The sequence below is a fragment of the Streptomyces sp. URMC 127 genome (assembly GCF_051386535.1).
Lineage (GTDB): Bacteria > Actinomycetota > Actinomycetes > Streptomycetales > Streptomycetaceae > Streptomyces.
This window is the reverse complement of sequence record NZ_JBPQTW010000167.1, coordinates 1-15530: the sequence shown is the minus strand read 5'-3', so window position 1 is coordinate 15530 and position 15530 is coordinate 1. Positions and strand designations below refer to the sequence as shown.

13 protein-coding genes, 1 tRNA gene and 2 pseudogenes are annotated in these 15530 nt (G+C 72.7%); 13 read left to right on the top strand and 3 right to left on the bottom strand.

Annotation, left to right across the window (positions count from 1 at the left end):
- Positions 1 to 478 precede the first annotated feature (478 nt).
- From ACSNOH_RS26155 to ACSNOH_RS26145, 3 genes and pseudogenes are all read right to left on the bottom strand, one after another.
- Positions 479 to 1234 (bottom strand): hypothetical protein, encoded by a 756-nt coding sequence (locus ACSNOH_RS26155; protein WP_436723873.1) that lies wholly within the window; start codon positions 1232 to 1234, stop codon positions 479 to 481.
- Positions 1235 to 1318: 84 nt separating this feature from the next.
- A tRNA-Cys gene (locus tag ACSNOH_RS26150) sits at positions 1319 to 1390 on the bottom strand.
- A gap of 416 nt (positions 1391 to 1806) precedes the next feature.
- Positions 1807 to 2226, bottom strand: a pseudogene (locus ACSNOH_RS26145) (alpha/beta fold hydrolase); the annotation flags it as partial.
- A gap of 88 nt (positions 2227 to 2314) precedes the next feature.
- On the opposite strand from ACSNOH_RS26145, the gene ACSNOH_RS26140 reads away from it, so the two are divergent.
- From ACSNOH_RS26140 to ACSNOH_RS26080, 13 genes and pseudogenes are all read left to right on the top strand, one after another.
- Entirely contained in the window at positions 2315 to 3220 is a 906-nt protein-coding gene (locus tag ACSNOH_RS26140; RefSeq protein WP_436723872.1) for a LysR family transcriptional regulator, read from the top strand.
- A gap of 196 nt (positions 3221 to 3416) precedes the next feature.
- Entirely contained in the window at positions 3417 to 3971 is a 555-nt protein-coding gene (locus tag ACSNOH_RS26135) for a cysteine dioxygenase (RefSeq protein WP_436723871.1), read from the top strand.
- The gene (locus ACSNOH_RS26130; RefSeq protein WP_436723870.1) at positions 3971 to 5020 is read left to right on the top strand and encodes a YeiH family protein; all 1050 of its coding nucleotides are present in this window, start codon (positions 3971 to 3973) and stop codon (positions 5018 to 5020) included. The genes ACSNOH_RS26135 and ACSNOH_RS26130 overlap by 1 nt, the downstream gene beginning before the upstream one ends.
- 177 nt (positions 5021 to 5197) lie before the next feature.
- Entirely contained in the window at positions 5198 to 6670 is a 1473-nt protein-coding gene (locus ACSNOH_RS26125; RefSeq protein ID WP_436723869.1) for an MFS transporter, read from the top strand.
- Positions 6671 to 6765: 95 nt separating this feature from the next.
- Positions 6766 to 8556 (top strand): DEAD/DEAH box helicase, encoded by a 1791-nt coding sequence (locus ACSNOH_RS26120; protein ID WP_436723868.1) that lies wholly within the window; start codon positions 6766 to 6768, stop codon positions 8554 to 8556.
- Positions 8557 to 8891: 335 nt separating this feature from the next.
- Positions 8892 to 9317, top strand: a pseudogene (locus ACSNOH_RS26115) (IclR family transcriptional regulator); the annotation flags it as partial.
- 23 nt (positions 9318 to 9340) lie between these two features.
- Positions 9341 to 9673, top strand: coding sequence for a small basic family protein (locus ACSNOH_RS26110; protein WP_030364457.1), 333 nt, complete (start codon positions 9341 to 9343; stop codon positions 9671 to 9673).
- Positions 9674 to 9894: 221 nt separating this feature from the next.
- Entirely contained in the window at positions 9895 to 10836 is a 942-nt protein-coding gene (locus ACSNOH_RS26105) for a DUF881 domain-containing protein (RefSeq protein WP_436723874.1), read from the top strand.
- 106 nt (positions 10837 to 10942) lie between these two features.
- The gene (locus tag ACSNOH_RS26100; protein ID WP_436723867.1) at positions 10943 to 11806 is read left to right on the top strand and encodes an FHA domain-containing protein; all 864 of its coding nucleotides are present in this window, start codon (positions 10943 to 10945) and stop codon (positions 11804 to 11806) included.
- Between the two features lie 42 nt (positions 11807 to 11848).
- On the top strand, positions 11849 to 12658 hold the full coding sequence (ftsR, locus tag ACSNOH_RS26095; protein WP_436723866.1) for a transcriptional regulator FtsR: 810 nt from the start codon (positions 11849 to 11851) through the stop codon (positions 12656 to 12658).
- Between the two features lie 52 nt (positions 12659 to 12710).
- On the top strand, positions 12711 to 13184 hold the full coding sequence (locus tag ACSNOH_RS26090) for a bifunctional nuclease family protein (protein WP_014058684.1): 474 nt from the start codon (positions 12711 to 12713) through the stop codon (positions 13182 to 13184).
- Between the two features lie 179 nt (positions 13185 to 13363).
- Positions 13364 to 13978 carry a MerR family transcriptional regulator gene (locus ACSNOH_RS26085; protein WP_436723865.1) on the top strand — a complete coding sequence of 205 codons (615 nt, stop codon included), beginning with the start codon at positions 13364 to 13366 and terminating at the stop codon, positions 13976 to 13978.
- A 67-nt stretch (positions 13979 to 14045) separates the two neighbouring features.
- A partial coding sequence (locus ACSNOH_RS26080) for a DNA polymerase IV (RefSeq protein WP_436723864.1) occupies positions 14046 to 15530 on the top strand: 1485 nt, incomplete at its 3' end.

Here is a 15530-nt window from a genome sequence, read left to right as displayed (position 1 = left end):
GTCGCGGGGCGGCTGCGGTTGGTGGGGTGTGGGCGCCGTACTCCTGCCGTCGCAGATGTGGATGCGTGAGGGGATCTTGCCCTGCTGTTGTGGCTGAGGGAGTGTCGGCCTGCTGTCGTGATGTGGTTGCGCCCGTCGTGAGCGTGCCGCCCAGGTTGGTGCCGTCGTGTGGCCCAGGCGCGCGGCAACAGCTGTCCCCGCACCCCGCCGACACGCCGCAGCGCCCCTCCTGCGGGGTCTACCTGTGGGCTACCGCGCATGGCATTGATCTGAGGCCTCAGGCGCCTCTGTTCACCTGCACCTGTTCCACAAAGGAACAGCACTCCACTCCTGTGTCCGTGTCCGTACGGGACGAACTGCGGGTGAAGGTGGCCGAGGTCAATCATCGGAGCAGGCGGGAGCACGGCTTCGCGTAAGTCGTCGGTCAATGCGGTTGCCCCGCCTGCGCACCTTCGGGGCGCAGGCGGGGGCCTCGGAGTCAGTGGAGCGGCAGCAGCCAGTGGGCTTCGTCGCGGTAGTCCGTCGGGGCGCAGGTGAAGTCCAGGGTGGTCGCGTCCGGTGGGGCGTTGGTGTGCATCTTCACCGTCACCTTCTCGTGGGGTGCGAGCTCCTTCGGGAACCAGGGGTGCTGACTGTCCCACTTCGGGCTCATGGGACCAGTGGGCGTGAGGCTGCCCGGCATGAGTTTCTGTTCGCTCCTGATTCCGTTCCAGGCCAGCTTGACGGGCTTGCCCTGGTCGTTGACGTAGGTCACCGCGAACTCGTAGGTCATCTCGCCCTTCACCAGGGCGACGTCACCCGGGAGGTTCGGGACGCGGCGGGCCTTGCTCACCGTCACCCGGACACCGTCCCGGTAGCGCGCCGTTCCGCCCGGGTTCAGCGGCGTCTCGTACTTGCCGCCCCTGGAGACCAGATCCTCCGGCCTTTCGTCGAGGTGGGACAGGCCGTCGATGAACCAGATCGTCAGGCCCAGGCAGGCAGCCGTAACCGTGGCGCCCAGGGAGATACCGATGAGCGCCGGGACGCGTTCATCCGCCTTGTCCTGCTTCACCCTCCTCCACCCGATCGCGCCGCAGACCGTCGCGGCCAGGCCGAGCGGAATGGCCAGCGGAATGCCCCAGAGCGTGCCGGCAGTCAGCACCGCCATCACGGCCAGTCCCAGTGCCGTCATGCCGATGCCATTGGGTCGCTTCGGCGTGAGGTCGGGGAGGTCCGGCGGCGGCTTCGTCTTCATGAGGCGATCACACCTCGGGGCGTACCTTTCCCGGGAGTGCGTGCTCACTCAATCCGGCCTGAGTAGCCCTACTCAGGAACCCAGAGGCCGTGGCGGGATTCGAACCCACGTAACTCGCTTTGCAGGCGAGCCCCTGAACCACTCGGGCACACGGCCAAGTTGTGCCAATGACCGTCACCGTACGGGCCTGCCCGCACGCCTTCAACGGTTCTCTTCGCGCCGCAACGCGACTGCCATTTGCCGTTCACACCGCCTCCGGGTCGTACCCCCGTTCCAGGAACGACTCCACCACCGGGCGGAAGAGGTCCGGCTCGTCCACCCACGGGTAGTGGCCCACGCCGTGCAGCGTGCGGACCGACGCCCTGCCAGAAGCCGGCGCGGGGGACCGGGCCGAGCTGGTCGGGTTCGCGGGCGGCGTGGGCGCGCTGGGGGGCGTCCCAGCGGCCGTAGCCCATGGGGGCCGCGCGGAGCAGCAGGCTGCGGACCTGGTTCAGGTCGGCGGTCGTGGGGAGGGTGTGCACGGCCACGTACGCGTCCGTCCACCAGTCCTCCGTCGCGCGGGACTCGAAGATCTCCTCGGCGTCGTCCGGCAGCTGCCCCTGGAGCCGCGAGCCGGGGGTGACGAGGATCAGCCGGGTGAGGCGGTCGCCGTGCTGTGCCGCGTACGCCTGGGCCGTCGCGCACGCCGCGTCGTGGGCGAGCAGGGCGAAGGTCTCCAGGCCCAGGTGCGCGCGGAGGGACTCCAGGTCCTCGGCGAGCGCCGGGAAGGCGTACCCCCACGGCTCGGGCGAGGGCGGCGAGGCCCCCGTGCCGCGGCTGTCCGGGATGACGAGCGTGCGGTGGGCGTCCAGGCCGCCCAGGTCGCCGAGGTACTCGGCGTCCCTGCCCGGGCCGCCCGCCAGGCACACCAGCGGTGCGCCCCGGGTCTCCGCGGGTCCCTCCAGCACCCGGTAGCTCAGTTCCACTCCGTCGTACGATGCGTATTGCGGCATAAGTCCGCCTTGTCTGTTCCGTCCGGTAACGCAGAAGCTACCCCTCGCCTATCACCCCGCTATCCCAAATTCCGCTTATGATTCCCGCGTGTTCGATTCGCGGCACATCAAGACGTTCCACGCGGTGGTCACGGCCGGTTCGTACTCCGCGGCCGCCCGCCTGCTCGGCTACACGCAGCCCGCGATCACCCAGCAGATGAAGGCGCTGGAGCGTTCCGTCGGCACGCCGCTGTTCACCCGCGTCGGCCGCCGGATGCGGCTCACCGAGGCCGGCGAGGCGCTCGCCCGGCACGCCGAGACCATCCTCGACAGCCTCACGGCCGCCCAGCAGCAGATGAGTTCGCTGACCCGGCTGCGCGCCGGACGGGTCCGGGTCTGCGCCTTCCCCAGCGCGAGCGCCACGCTCATACCCGAGGCGCTCGCCCGGCTCGCCGCCGAGCACCCGGGCATCCGCGTCGAGCTCCTGGAGGGCGAGCCGCCCGACTCGATCCGCCGCCTCGTGCGCGGCGAGTGCGACATCACCCTCGCCTTCACCTACCCCGGCCTGCACGAACAGGTCCCCGAGGAGCTCGTCGAGATACCGCTCATGGAGGACCAGCTGACGGTCCTGATGCCCATAGGGCACCCCCTCGCCCGCCGCCGCGCCGTCCAGCTCGCCGACCTGGCCGAGGAGCGCTGGATCGCCGGCTGCCTGCGCTGCCGCACCAACTTCCTCCACGAGTGCGCCGAGGTCGGCTTCGCGCCCGACATCGCCTTCACCACCGACGACAACCTCGTCGTCCAGTCCCTCGTCGCCGAGGGTCTCGGCATCGCGATGATGCCCGGCCTCGTGCTGTCCTTCATGCGCCACGACCGGATCACCGGGCGCGCCCTCGACCCGGCCTCCCGCCGCCAGGTCTCGGCGTACGTGCTCCGCGACCACCTGCGGATCCCGGCGACCGCACTCGTCCTGGACGAGCTCAAGGCGGTCGCCGCCCGGCGCGTCGGCTGCTGACCGGGCGACGGGTGGGGTGGTTCGTGAAGACGGTGGCCGGCTCGTAAGGACGGCGGTCGGTCCGTAAAAGTGACGGCCGACCCGTAAAGGCGACGGCCGAACCGTAAACCGGACCGCCGATTCATAAGCGCTCTTTGGGTTCCGGCCAAAAGACTGTCGTTGGACCCGCCGGACCGCCCACCCCGACCCTGCACTCATGACCACTCCCACAGCAGCCCCGACGACCGCGCGCCTCGCCCAACTCGTCGACGACGTCCGGGAAGCCGTAGGCCGTGGCCTGCCGCCCGACACGACGGCCTACCTCGTCGGTGAGCGGCTCGCCGCCCACCTCGGCGCCGGCGACCTCCTCACCGCCGAACAGCAGGAGGGCGACCCCGACCGCTACCGGCAGCACATCCTGCACGCCGAGCACGACGGCAGCTTCTCGATCGTCGCCCTCGTGTGGCTGCCCGGCCAGCAGACCGCCATCCACGACCACGTCTCCTGGTGCGTCACCGGCGTCCACGAGGGCACCGAGAGCGAGCGCCGCTACCGCCTCGTGCCCGACGGCACCACCGCCCGCCTCGTCGCCACCGAGGACGTCGTCAACCACCAGGGCGACGTGTGCGGCTTCGCCCCGCCCGGCGACATCCACCGCGTCCGCAACGCCTGTACGGCCAAGGCGATCTCCCTGCACATCTACGGTGCCGACATCTCCCGCCTGGGCTCCAGCGTCCGGCGCGTCTACGAGCTCCCGGCCGACGAGCTCTGATGGCCCTCCTCACCGAACGCCTCGCCGAACGGCGGACGGGGGCACCGCCGCGGTCCGCCCCCGGCCCGCTCCCCGGCCTCGCCACGGCCGCCGCGGGCGTGGCCGCCGCCTGGGCCGTGCACCTGCTCGTGCCCGCCGTCCCCATGCTCACCGCCGCCGTCGTCCTCGGCATCGCCGCCGCCCACGCGCCCGGCGTACGGACCTGGGTGCGCGGCGCCGCCCGGCCCGGCCTCACCCTGGCCGGCAAGCGGCTGATGCGGATCGGCGTCGTCCTGCTCGGGCTCAAGCTCGGCCTCGACGACGTCCTCGGACTCGGCTGGGCCACCGTCGCCATGGTGATCGCCGTCGTGGCCGCCACCTTCGCCGGCACGCTCTGGCTCGGCCGCCGGCTCGGGCTCCGCGGCGACCAGCCGCTCCTCATCGCCACCGGCTACTCGATCTGCGGCGCTTCGGCGATCGGCGCGGTCAGCGAGGTCTCCGGCAGCGACGAGGAGGACGTGGCGACGTCCGTCGCCCTGGTGACGCTGTGCGGCACCCTCGCCATCGCCGTCCTGCCGCTGCTGCACCACCCGCTGGGCCTGGACGACGCGCAGTTCGGCCGCTGGGTCGGCGCCGGCGTGCACGACGTCGGCCAGGTCGTGGCCACGGCCCAGACCGCCGGGCCCGTGGCGCTCACCGACGCCGTCCTCGTCAAGCTGATGCGCGTGGCGCTGCTCGCGCCGCTCGTCGCGGCGGTGGCCGTGTCCGTACGCAAGCGGCGCCGGGGCCCGGTGAAGGCTTCCGGCAAGCGGCCCCCGCTCGTCCCCCTCTTCGTGCTCGGCTTCCTCGCCATGGTCGTCGTCCGCACCACCGGCTGGGTCCCGGCCGCCGGCCTCGACCTCGCCGCGCACGCCCAGGAGCTGCTCCTCGCCGCCGCCCTCTTCGGGCTCGGCAGCGCCGTCCACCTGCCGTCGCTGGTGCGTACGGGCGGGCGGGTCGCCGCGCTGGGCCTGTGCTCGTGGGTCGTGATCGCGGGGGCCTCGTATGGCGGTGTCCTCCTGACGACCTGAGCCTTGCGGCTTGCGGCACACAGCTTCCTGCCCCTCGGGGCGCCCCGTGCGGCGGGAGCGCCCCGAGGGGCAGGAGTGTTTAGGACCCAGGTCCGACCCCATCGGGACACAAGTCCGACCTCATCTCGTCCCCTCGGCAGGCGCCGGAAGCGCCCGCCCTCCGTACGCTCCATAAATATGACCGCAGCCGACCCCGTGGCCCCGCAGACCGCCGCCACTACGCACGACGACCCGGCGGACGGCATACTCGGCCGCCGTCACCGGGCGCTGACCCTGGGCATCATCTCCGTCGTCTCGCTCATCGCCTTCGAGGCGAGCGCCGTCAACACCGCGATGCCCGTCGCCGCCCGCGCCCTCGACGGCATCGGCCTCTACGCCCTCGCCTTCTCCGCCTTCTTCACCGCGAGCCTCTTCGCGATGACCCTGTCGGGGGAGTGGTGCGACCGCTCCGGCCCCCTCGTCCCGCTCTTCACCGGCATCGCCGCCTTCGGCACCGGCCTGGTGATCGCGGGCTCGGCGCAGAGCATGTGGATGTTCGTCGCCGGCCGCGGCGTGCAGGGGACCGGCGGCGGGCTGGTGATCGTCGCCCTGTACGTGGTGGTCGGCCGGGCGTATCCGGAGCGGCTGCGCGCCTCGGTCATGGCCTCCTTCTCGGCCGCCTGGGTCGTGCCGGTGATCGTCGGCCCGCTGGTGGCGGGCAGCGTCACGGAGGGCATCGGGTGGCGGTGGGTGTTCCTGGCCATCCCGGTGCTGGTCCTGCTGCCGCTCGCGGTGATGCTGCCGGCGCTGCGCGCCCTGCCGCCCGGACCGCCGGCCGGGACGCCCGACCGGCGGCGCATCCTGCTGGCGCTGGCCGTCGCCGTGGGCGCCGGGCTGCTGCAGTACGCGGGGCAGGACCTCACGCCCTGGGCGCTGCTGCCGGCCGCGGCCGGGCTCGCGCTGCTGGTGCCGTGCGTGCTGCGGCTGCTGCCGCGCGGCACGTTCCGCGCCCGCCGCGGGCTGCCGTCGGTGGTCCTGCTGCGCGGCATCGCGCAGGGCTCGTTCGTGGCCGCGGAGAGCTTCATTCCGCTGATGCTGGTCACCGAGCGCGGGATGTCCGCGACCCTCGCCGGGTTCTCCCTCACGGGCGGCGGGCTGACGTGGGCGCTCGGTTCGTACACCCAGAGCCGCCGCCGGGCCGAGCCGTACCGCGAGCGGCTGATGAGCCTCGGCATGGGGCTGGTGGCGCTCGCGATCGCACTGATGGCGGCGGTGCTGGTGCACGGGGTGCCGGTGTGGGTGGCCGGGGCGTCGTGGGTGCTCGGCGGCTACGGCATGGGGCTGACGATCTCCAGCGGCGCGGTGCTGCTGCTGAAGCTGTCCCGGCCGGGCGAGGAGGGCACGAACGCGGCGTCCCTGCAGACGTCCGACGCGCTCGGCAGCATCCTCCTGGTCGGGCTGGCCGGAGTGCTCTTCGTCTCCTGCGGAGGCGGCTCGGCGGCCGCCGCGGAGACCGCCTCGGCGGCCCCGCCGCACGCCTTCGCGGCGGTCTTCGCGGCCGCGGCGGCGTTCGCGCTGGTGGGGGCGTACGTGGCCACGCGGCTCACGCCGCGCGACGCCGCCGGGCGCGGTGTGACCTCGGTCCCACCCTCGGGTGACCCCGGGGCGTAACCCCGGAGCGTGAACCCGGGCACCGGTAGGCTGACGCGGTTGCCGACTGCCGACCCTCCCCCGGCCGCTGCCGGGGGCGCCCCCAGACGGAGACCGTGACTACCACCACCGCCAACCACCACCTCTCCCCTGCTTTCCCCGGCCGGGCCCCTTGGGGTACCGCGAACAAGCTCCGCGCCTGGCAGCAGGCCGCCATGGAGAAGTACGTCCAGGAGCAGCCCCGCGACTTCCTCGCCGTCGCCACCCCGGGCGCCGGCAAGACCACCTTCGCGCTCACCCTCGCCTCCTGGCTGCTGCACCACCACGTCGTCCAGCAGGTGACCGTCGTCGCCCCGACCGAGCACCTGAAGAAGCAGTGGGCGGAGGCCGCGGCCCGGATAGGCATCAAGCTCGACCCGGAGTACAGCGCGGGCCCCCTCGGCCGCGAGTACCACGGCGTCGCCGTCACCTACGCCGGCGTGGGCGTGCGCCCCATGCTCCACCGCAACCGCTGCGAGCAGCGCAAGACCCTCGTCATCCTCGACGAGATCCACCACGCCGGCGACTCCCGCTCGTGGGGCGACGCCTGCCTGGAGGCGTTCGACCCGGCGACCCGCCGGCTGTGCCTGACCGGCACGCCCTTCCGCTCGGACACCAACCCGATCCCGTTCGTCACGTACGAGGAGGGCAACGACGGCATCCGCCGCTCCTCCGCCGACTACACGTACGGATACGGCAACGCCCTCGCCGACGGCGTCGTCCGCCCGGTCATCTTCCTCTCCTACAGCGGCAACATGCGCTGGCGCACCAAGGCGGGCGACGAGATCGCGGCCCGCCTCGGCGAGCCCATGACCAAGGACGCCGTCTCCCAGGCCTGGCGCACCGCGCTCGACCCGCGCGGCGAGTGGATGCCGAACGTGCTGCGCGCGGCGGACCGCCGCCTGAGCGAGGTGCGCAAGTCCATCCCGGACGCGGGCGCCCTCGTCATCGCCTCCGACCAGGAGTCCGCCCGCGCCTACGCCAAGCTGATCCGCGAGATCACCGGCGAGGGCGCCACGCTCGTGCTGTCCGACGACAGCGGCGCCTCCCAGCGCATCGACGACTTCTCGCAGGGCACCGACCGCTGGATGGTCGCCGTCCGCATGGTGTCCGAGGGCGTCGACGTGCCCCGGCTCGCGGTCGGCGTCTACGCGACGACGATCTCCACGCCGCTGTTCTTCGCCCAGGCCGTGGGCCGCTTCGTGCGCTCGCGGCGGCGCGGCGAGACGGCGTCGGTCTTCCTGCCGACCGTCCCGGACCTGCTGACCTTCGCCAACGAGATGGAGGTCGAGCGCGACCACGTCCTCGACAAGCCGAAGAAGGGCGACGGGGAGGAGGACCCGTACGCGGAGGAGGACAAGCTCCTCGCCGAGGCCGAGCGCCAGCAGGACGAGGACACCGGCACCGACGACCAACTCTCCTTCGAGGCGCTGGAGTCGGACGCGGTCTTCGACCGGGTGCTCTACAACAACGCCGAGTTCGGCATGCAGGCGCACGCGGGCAGCGAGGAGGAGCAGGACTACCTCGGCATCCCCGGCCTGCTGGAGCCCGAGCAGGTGCAGCTGCTGCTGCAGAAGCGGCAGGCGCGCCAGATCGCGCACAGCCGCAAGCGGCCGGACGCGGAGGCCGACCTCCTCGAACTGCCCGCCGAGCGGCGCCCCGTGGTCACCCACAAGGAGCTCCTGGAGCTGCGCAAGCAGCTCAACACCCTGGTCGGCGCCTACGTCCACCAGAGCGGCAAGCCGCACGGCGTCATCCACACCGAACTCCGCCGCGTCTGCGGCGCCCCGCCGAGCGCGGAGGCCACGGCGGGCCAGCTGAACGAGCGCATCAAGAAGGTGCGCGAGTGGGCGACGCGCATGAAGTAGGGCTGAAGTAGGGCCCCCGCCCCGCCTCCTGGCCCCCGGGGCCGGTGTCCTGGCCCCCGGGGCCGGTGTCCGCATGATGGGACGCCGGCCCCGATATCCGTAATTCGGGCCTGGCCTGACCGGATCGCGGGCAGACTCTTCCGCTGAGCGGACCGGCGGCGCTACGGTTCCGGTCACGCACACGCCCCGTGGCAGCGCCGCCGCGGAGCGCAGCCGGTACAGAAGAGCTGCAAGAAGCGACAAGCCGCCGGCGGCCTCTCCTCGCGCGCTGCCGGCTGCGGACCGGCGGCGCACCCCACCCGACGAGAGCCGCCACACATCGGAGGAGGGGCGTCGTGACCGCGGAGACCTCGCAAACGCTCGACCGGGGACTGCGCGTCCTCAAACTGCTCGCCGACACCGACCACGGCCTGACCGTCACCGAGCTGTCCACCCGGCTCGGCGTCAACCGGACCGTTGTCTACCGCCTGCTCGCCACGCTGGAGCAGCACGCACTGGTCCGCCGGGACATCGGCGGCCGCGCCCGGGTGGGCCTCGGGGTGCTGCGGCTCGGCCGCCAGGTGCACCCGCTGGTGCGCGAGGCGGCCCTGCCCGCCCTGCGCTCCCTGGCCGAGGACATCGGGGCCACCGCCCATCTCACGCTCGTCGACGGCACCGAGGCGCTTGCGGTGGCCGTCGTCGAGCCGACGTGGACGGACTACCACGTGGCCTACCGCGCGGGCTTCCGCCATCCCCTGGACCGGGGCGCGGCCGGCCGCGCCACCGACACAGGGAAGGGCACATCGTGATCGCCGTATTGGGCCTCGTCGTGGGAGTCGTGGTCGGACTCGTCGTCCGTCCCGTGGTGCCGACGGTGGTCGAGCCCTACCTTCCCATCGCCGTCGTGGCGGCCCTCGACGCGGTGTTCGGCGGCCTTCGGGCGATGCTCGACGGGATCTTCGACGACAAGGTGTTCGTCGTCTCGTTCCTGTCCAACGTCGTCGTGGCGGCGCTGATCGTCTTCCTGGGCGACAAGCTCGGGGTCGGGGCCCAGCTCTCCACCGGTGTCGTGGTCGTCCTCGGCATCCGTATCTTCTCCAACGCGGCCGCGATCCGCCGGCACGTCTTCCGGGCGTGAGGCCGATGAGCACCGACGGCAACACGCCCGAAGAGAACGGCCCGTCCGGCGAGCCCGCTCCCGCTGAGGAGCCGCGGAAGGGGACGCCGGCCGAGGAGCCGAAGAAAGCCGAGAAGCCTGGCAAGTCCGGGAAGCCCGGGAAGTCCGCAAAGCCCGGCAGGGCCGCCGGGGCCGGTAAGGGCGAAGAGCCCGGAGAAGTGACCGGGAAGGCCGCCGCGCCGGTGGAGCCGGGCGAGAGCGGCACAGCGGGCAAGAAGGGTGAGGGTGGCGGCAAGGAGGGCGCAGCCGGCGAGCCGGAGGGGCCCGCACGGCCCGGTCCGCAGCCCGCTCCTGACGCCGGACCCGGCTCCGGATCCGGCGCCTCCGGGCCCGCAGCCGCCTCCGGGCCCGTGCCCGAGCCGGCCCCCGGAAGCGTGGAAGGGCCGCCTCCGGCCCCCGCGCCGGTGACGGGCCGTCAGCGCCTGCTGAACAGCCTCTGGCCGCCGCGGCTGACGCGGGCCCAGCTCACCGTCGCGGTGCTGCTGTGCGTCCTGGGGCTGGGGCTGGCCATCCAGGTCCGGTCGACGAGCGACAACAGCGCGCTGCGCGGTGCCCGGCAGGAGGACCTCGTACGGATCCTGGACGAGCTTGACAACCGCACGAAGCGGCTGGAGGACGAGAAGCGGCGCCTGGAGAACCAGCGCACCGAGCTGGAGAGCAGCTCCAACCAGGCCGCGGAGGCCCGCAAGCAGACCGCGCAGAAGGAGCAGCAGCTGGGCATCCTCGCGGGCACCGTGCGGGCGCAGGGGCCGGGCATCGAGCTCACCGTGAGCGACCCCAAGGGCATGGTGGAGGCCGACAAGCTGCTGGACGCCATCCAGGAGCTGCGGGCCGCGGGTGCCGAGGCCATCCAGATCAACGACGTGCGGGTGGCCGCCGACACCTTCTTCTCGGGGGCGGCGGGCCGGGTGGAGATCGACGGCAAGAAGGTCTCGCAGCCCTACCGGTTCAAGGTGATCGGCAAGCCGCAGGACCTGGAGCCCGCGCTCAACATCCCCGGCGGTGTGGTGCAGACGCTGGAGAAGGAGCAGGCGGGCGTCTCGGTCCAGCGGTCTGAGAAGATCATTGTTGACGCCTTGCGCCCGGCGAAGCGGCCTGACTACGCTCGGTCGTCATCGCAGTGAGGCGGGCGGTCGAGCGGGCTTCGGAGGGAGGCCACGAGGTTGCGGGGGGTCGGCGCACCAAGTCGAGGGCGCGTGGTGGAAACTGTCTGTTGACCACGGACGTTGTATGGATGTCCGGGTCGGACGGTGTGTGCATCGAGGGTTTGTCCTGCCCCACGGGCGGGTCTGTTTCGGTCAAGGGGAATCGCCCGTGAAGTTGTTTGCGAAGTTGTTCGGCAAGAGCGCACGCCAGGACGGCGGCAACGCCCGCCACCGCGCGTCGCGTCATGGTGAGGCCGGTCAGGGCCAGGAGGGCGCCCACGAGGGGCGTCCGCTGTTCCGGGACGAGACGGCGGCTCCGGGAGGAGACATTCCGGGCGGGTCGGCTGTTGACCCCGCCGCCACCGGGCGCATAGGTTTCGGGGCACCAGCGACCTCGAGCGCGCACGGAGGGTCTGCCTTGCCGGTTTGTACGAGGTGCGGCCACCGGAACGGCGAGGGCAGCCGGTTCTGCTCCAACTGCGGCGCCCCGCTGCGGCCCGGTGCCGTGGCCGAGCGCGCCTCGGAGACGACCTCGACCATCTCCATCTCCGGTCTCGAGGCGTACGACTCCGAGACCACCGGCCAGACGGCGATCCCGTCGCTCTCTCCGGAGGCCCAGGCGGCCGTCGACGCCCTGCCGCTGGGCTCGGCGCTGCTGGTCGTCCGGCGCGGGCCGAACTCCGGCAGCCGGTTCCTGCTGGACGGCGAGATCACCACGGCGGGCCGGCACCCGCAGAGTGACATCTTCCTGGACGATGTCACGGTCTCCCGCCGGCACGTGGAGTTCCGCAGAGGCCAGGACGGCGGCTTCACCGTTGCCGACGTCGGCAGCCTCAACGGCACGTACGTCAACCGCGAGCGGATCGACTCGGTGCCGCTCAACAGTGGCGACGAGGTCCAGATCGGCAAGTACCGGCTGGTCTTCTACGGCAGCCAGCGGGGCATCTGACCCTCCCCGGACTCCGGTCCGGGGGGACCCCAAGGAAGGGCCATGCTTCGAACACCGTCGGGCGGTACCGGGTCCCCCGGTGCCGCCGGCGCGGAAGGACGGCTGGTCAGCATCGGCACGGTGCTGGGCCTGCTCCGCGAGGAGTTCCCGGAGGTCACCATCTCCAAGATCCGCTTCCTGGAGGCGGAGGGCCTGGTGGAGCCGCAGCGCACGCCGTCCGGATACCGCAAGTTCAGTACGGAGGACGTGGAGCGGCTCGGATGCGTGCTGCGCATGCAGCGCGATCACTATCTGCCCCTGCGGGTCATCAAGGAGCACCTGGAGGCCCGGGCCCGGGGCGAGGCGCCGCAGCTGCCCGCGCCCGCGAAGCCGCGCGATGCCGCGCTCGTGCTCGCCGACGGCAGGCCCGCCGGGCCGCCCGGCGCCGCCGGTGACGACGCCCGGGCCGCCGGCGCGGAGCTGGGCGCCCCCGTGCCCGCCCCGGCCGCGCGGATCGGCCGGGAGGAGCTCCTGAGCACCATCGGCGTCACGGAGAGTGAGCTGGTGGAGTGGGAGTCGTACGGGCTGGTCACCCCCCATTCGGACGGCGGGTTCGACGCCGATGCCGTCGCCGTCGCGCGCCTCGTGGCCGACCTGGGACGTTTCGGTCTGGAGCCGCGCCATCTGCGCGCCATGAAGGCCGCCGCCGACCGCCAGGCCGGCCTGGTCGAACAGGTGGTCGCACCGCTCCGGCGGCACCGCAATCCGCAGACCAGGGCGCATGCCGAGGCCACCACGCGCGAGCTGGCCACGCTGTCCGTGCGCCTGCACGCGGCGCTCGTCCAGGCCGCCCTGCACACGGGCTCGCACTGACCGGCGAGTGCCCGACTACCCAAACCTGCCGGGCACGTCCTAGGGTTGCTGTGTGAACGAGCTCGATGTCGTGGGTGTCCGGGTGGAAATGCCCTCCAACCAGCCGATCGTGCTCCTGCGTGAAGTGGGAGGCGACCGCTACCTCCCGATCTGGATCGGACCGGGAGAGGCGACGGCCATTGCCTTCGCCCAGCAGGGCATGGCTCCGGCCCGCCCCCTGACCCACGACCTTTTCAAGGACGTGCTGGAAGCGGTCGGCCAGCAGCTCACGGAGGTCCGCATCACCGACCTGCGCGAGGGCGTGTTCTACGCGGAGCTGGTCTTCGCCAGCGGCGTGGAGGTCAGCGCCCGGCCGTCCGACGCCATAGCGCTGGCGCTGCGCACCGGCACGCCGATCTACGGCAGCGACGGCGTGCTGGACGACGCCGGGATCGCCATCCCGGACGAGCAGGAGGACGAGGTCGAGAAGTTCCGCGAGTTCCTCGACCAGATCTCGCCGGAGGACTTCGGCACCAGCAGCCAGTGAGCCGGCCGGAGCGGCTCGCGGCGGGCTGCCGGGGCGCATTCGGTTAGCTGTTCCCGGCGCAGGGGCACGCAAAACCACTCTCTGGGTGATTATCACTCGGCGTGCCGAGTGTGGCGATCGTTGACGCACCCCTGGTGACTGCCTACCGTCGAGAGGGCAGGTCAAGGACGGAGGTCGGCGTGAGAAGCATGGGCGACGGGACGGCGGTCGGCAGTCCGTATCCGCTGTTCGGGGGAGCGGTCGAACAGGCACCCCGTCATGTGACCCCCGCGGTGGTCACCGCACCGCGCGGGCCGGAGGCCGATCTCATCGGCTACCGAGGGCCGACGGCGTGCGCCGCGGCCGGCATCACCTACCGCCAGCTCGACTACTGGGCGCGTACGGGCCTGGTCGAGCCGAGCGTGCGGCCCGCGTACGGCTCGGGCACCCAGCGGCTCTACAGCTTCCGGGACGTGGTCGTCCTCAAGATCGTGAAGCGGCTGCTGGACACCGGGGTCTCCCTGCAGAACATCCGCACGGCCGTCCAGCACCTGCGCTCGCGCGGCGTGGCCGACCTGCCGCGGATGACGCTCATGAGCGACGGCGCGACGGTCTACGAGTGCACCTCGCCCGACGAGGTCGTCGATCTCCTCCAGGGCGGTCAGGGCGTCTTCGGGATCGCCGTGGGCGTCGTCTGGCGCGACGTCGAGAGTGCGCTCTCCCAGCTGCACGGCGAGCGCGTGGACACCGGCGAGACGCTCGTCCGCCCCAACCCGGCCGACGAGCTGGCGCGCCGCCGCAACCGCGTCGGCTGACCCGTAGCCCCGCCGCTCGTGTCGCACACGCGTGCGATTGTCAGTGGCATGCGGCAGCATCGGTGTCGTGAGAGGCGCGCCGACCATCCTGCATCTCGACATGGATGCTTTCTACGCTTCGGCCGAGCAGGCGGCCAAGCCCAGCCTGCGCGGGAAACCCGTGGTGGTGGGCGGGATCGGCCCGCGCGGCGTGGTGGCCACCGCGTCGTACGAGGCGCGGGTCTTCGGCGTCCGCTCGGCCATGGCCACGGCCCAGGCCCGCAGGCTGTGCCCCAACGCCGCGTATCTCACCCCGCGCTTCTCGCTCTACCGCGACGTCAGCGAGGTGGTGATGGGGCTGCTCCGCGCCCTGTCGCCGCTGGTGGAGCCGCTGAGCCTCGACGAGGCGTTCGTGGATCTGGAAGCCGGCGGAGTCGAGCCCACCCCGGCGGCCGTGCGGGCCGTCGGCGAGCGCCTGCGCGCGGACATCCGCGCGATGACGGGCCTGAGCGGGTCGGTGGGCCTCGCGGCGTCCAAGATGCTCGCGAAGATCGCCTCCGAGGAGGCCAAGCCCGACGGCCTGCTGCTCATCGAGCCGGGCACCGAGCTGGAGCTGCTGCGGCCCATGTCCGTGCGCGTCATCCCCGGCGTCGGCCCCGCCACCGCCGAGACGCTGCGGCGGGCGGGCATCACCACCGTCGCCGAGACGGCGGAGGCGGGCGAGGCGGAGCTCGTGCGGCTCCTGGGCAAGGCTCATGGCGCGGGGTTGTACGCCCTGGCCACCGGCCATGACGACCGGCCCGTCGTCGCCGAGCGGGACGCCAAGTCCGTCTCCGTGGAGGACACCTTCGAGGAGGACCTGACCGACCGGACCCGGGTGCAGCTGGAGATCGCCCGGCTCGCCGACCGCTGCGTCCAGCGGCTGCGGGCCGCCGGCCGGTCGGGGCGCACCGTCGTCATCAAGGTGCGCAGCTACGACTTCTCCACGCTGACCCGCTCGGAGACCCTGCGCGGCCCGACGGACGACCCCTCGGTGGTCCGGGAGGCGGCGGCCCGGCTGATCGAGGGCGTCGACACCACGACGGGGGTCCGGCTGCTCGGCGTCGGCGTCAGCGGCCTCGCCGACTACACCCAGGAGGACCTGTTCGCCCAGGCCGCCGCGAATGAGGCGTCCGCCGTGGCGGCCGCGGCGTCGGCGGAGCCGGCGGAGGGCGCCGACCAGGCGCTGGGGGAGGCCGCGGCTCCGGCGGAGCGGCCGCGGCGGTGGCTGCCGGGCCTGGACGTGCGCCACGCCGAGTACGGGGCGGGATGGGTGCAGGGCAGCGGGGTCGGCCGGGTCACGGTGCGCTTCGAGACGCCGTGGTCGGAGCCGGGCCGGGTACGGACGTTCGCCGTCGACGACCCGGAACTGGAGCCGGGGGAGCCGCTGCCGCTGGTACGGGGCGCCCTGCCGGGCGGGGCCGGTGCTGCGACTCAGGCGCCGAGCGCGCCTTCCGGCCCGGAGGGCCGTGCGGAGGCCGCCGCCTTGGAACCCGGCGCGCCTCAGGGGCCCCCGCCGGCCCCGCCCCCGGCA

Excerpts from the sequence above, each read along its gene's own strand:
- ftsR (WP_436723866.1), top strand. The coding sequence starts at position 11,849 with ATGCTTCGAACACCGTCGGGCGGTACCGGGTCCCCCGGTGCCGCCGGC.
- ACSNOH_RS26130 (WP_436723870.1), top strand. The coding sequence starts at position 3,971 with ATGGCCCTCCTCACCGAACGCCTCGCCGAACGGCGGACGGGGGCACCG.
- ACSNOH_RS26135 (WP_436723871.1), top strand. The coding sequence starts at position 3,417 with ATGACCACTCCCACAGCAGCCCCGACGACCGCGCGCCTCGCCCAACTC.
- ACSNOH_RS26125 (WP_436723869.1), top strand. The coding sequence starts at position 5,198 with ATGACCGCAGCCGACCCCGTGGCCCCGCAGACCGCCGCCACTACGCAC.
- ACSNOH_RS26100 (WP_436723867.1), top strand. The coding sequence starts at position 10,943 with ATGGATGTCCGGGTCGGACGGTGTGTGCATCGAGGGTTTGTCCTGCCC.
- ACSNOH_RS26155 (WP_436723873.1), bottom strand. The coding sequence starts at position 1,234 with ATGAAGACGAAGCCGCCGCCGGACCTCCCCGACCTCACGCCGAAGCGA.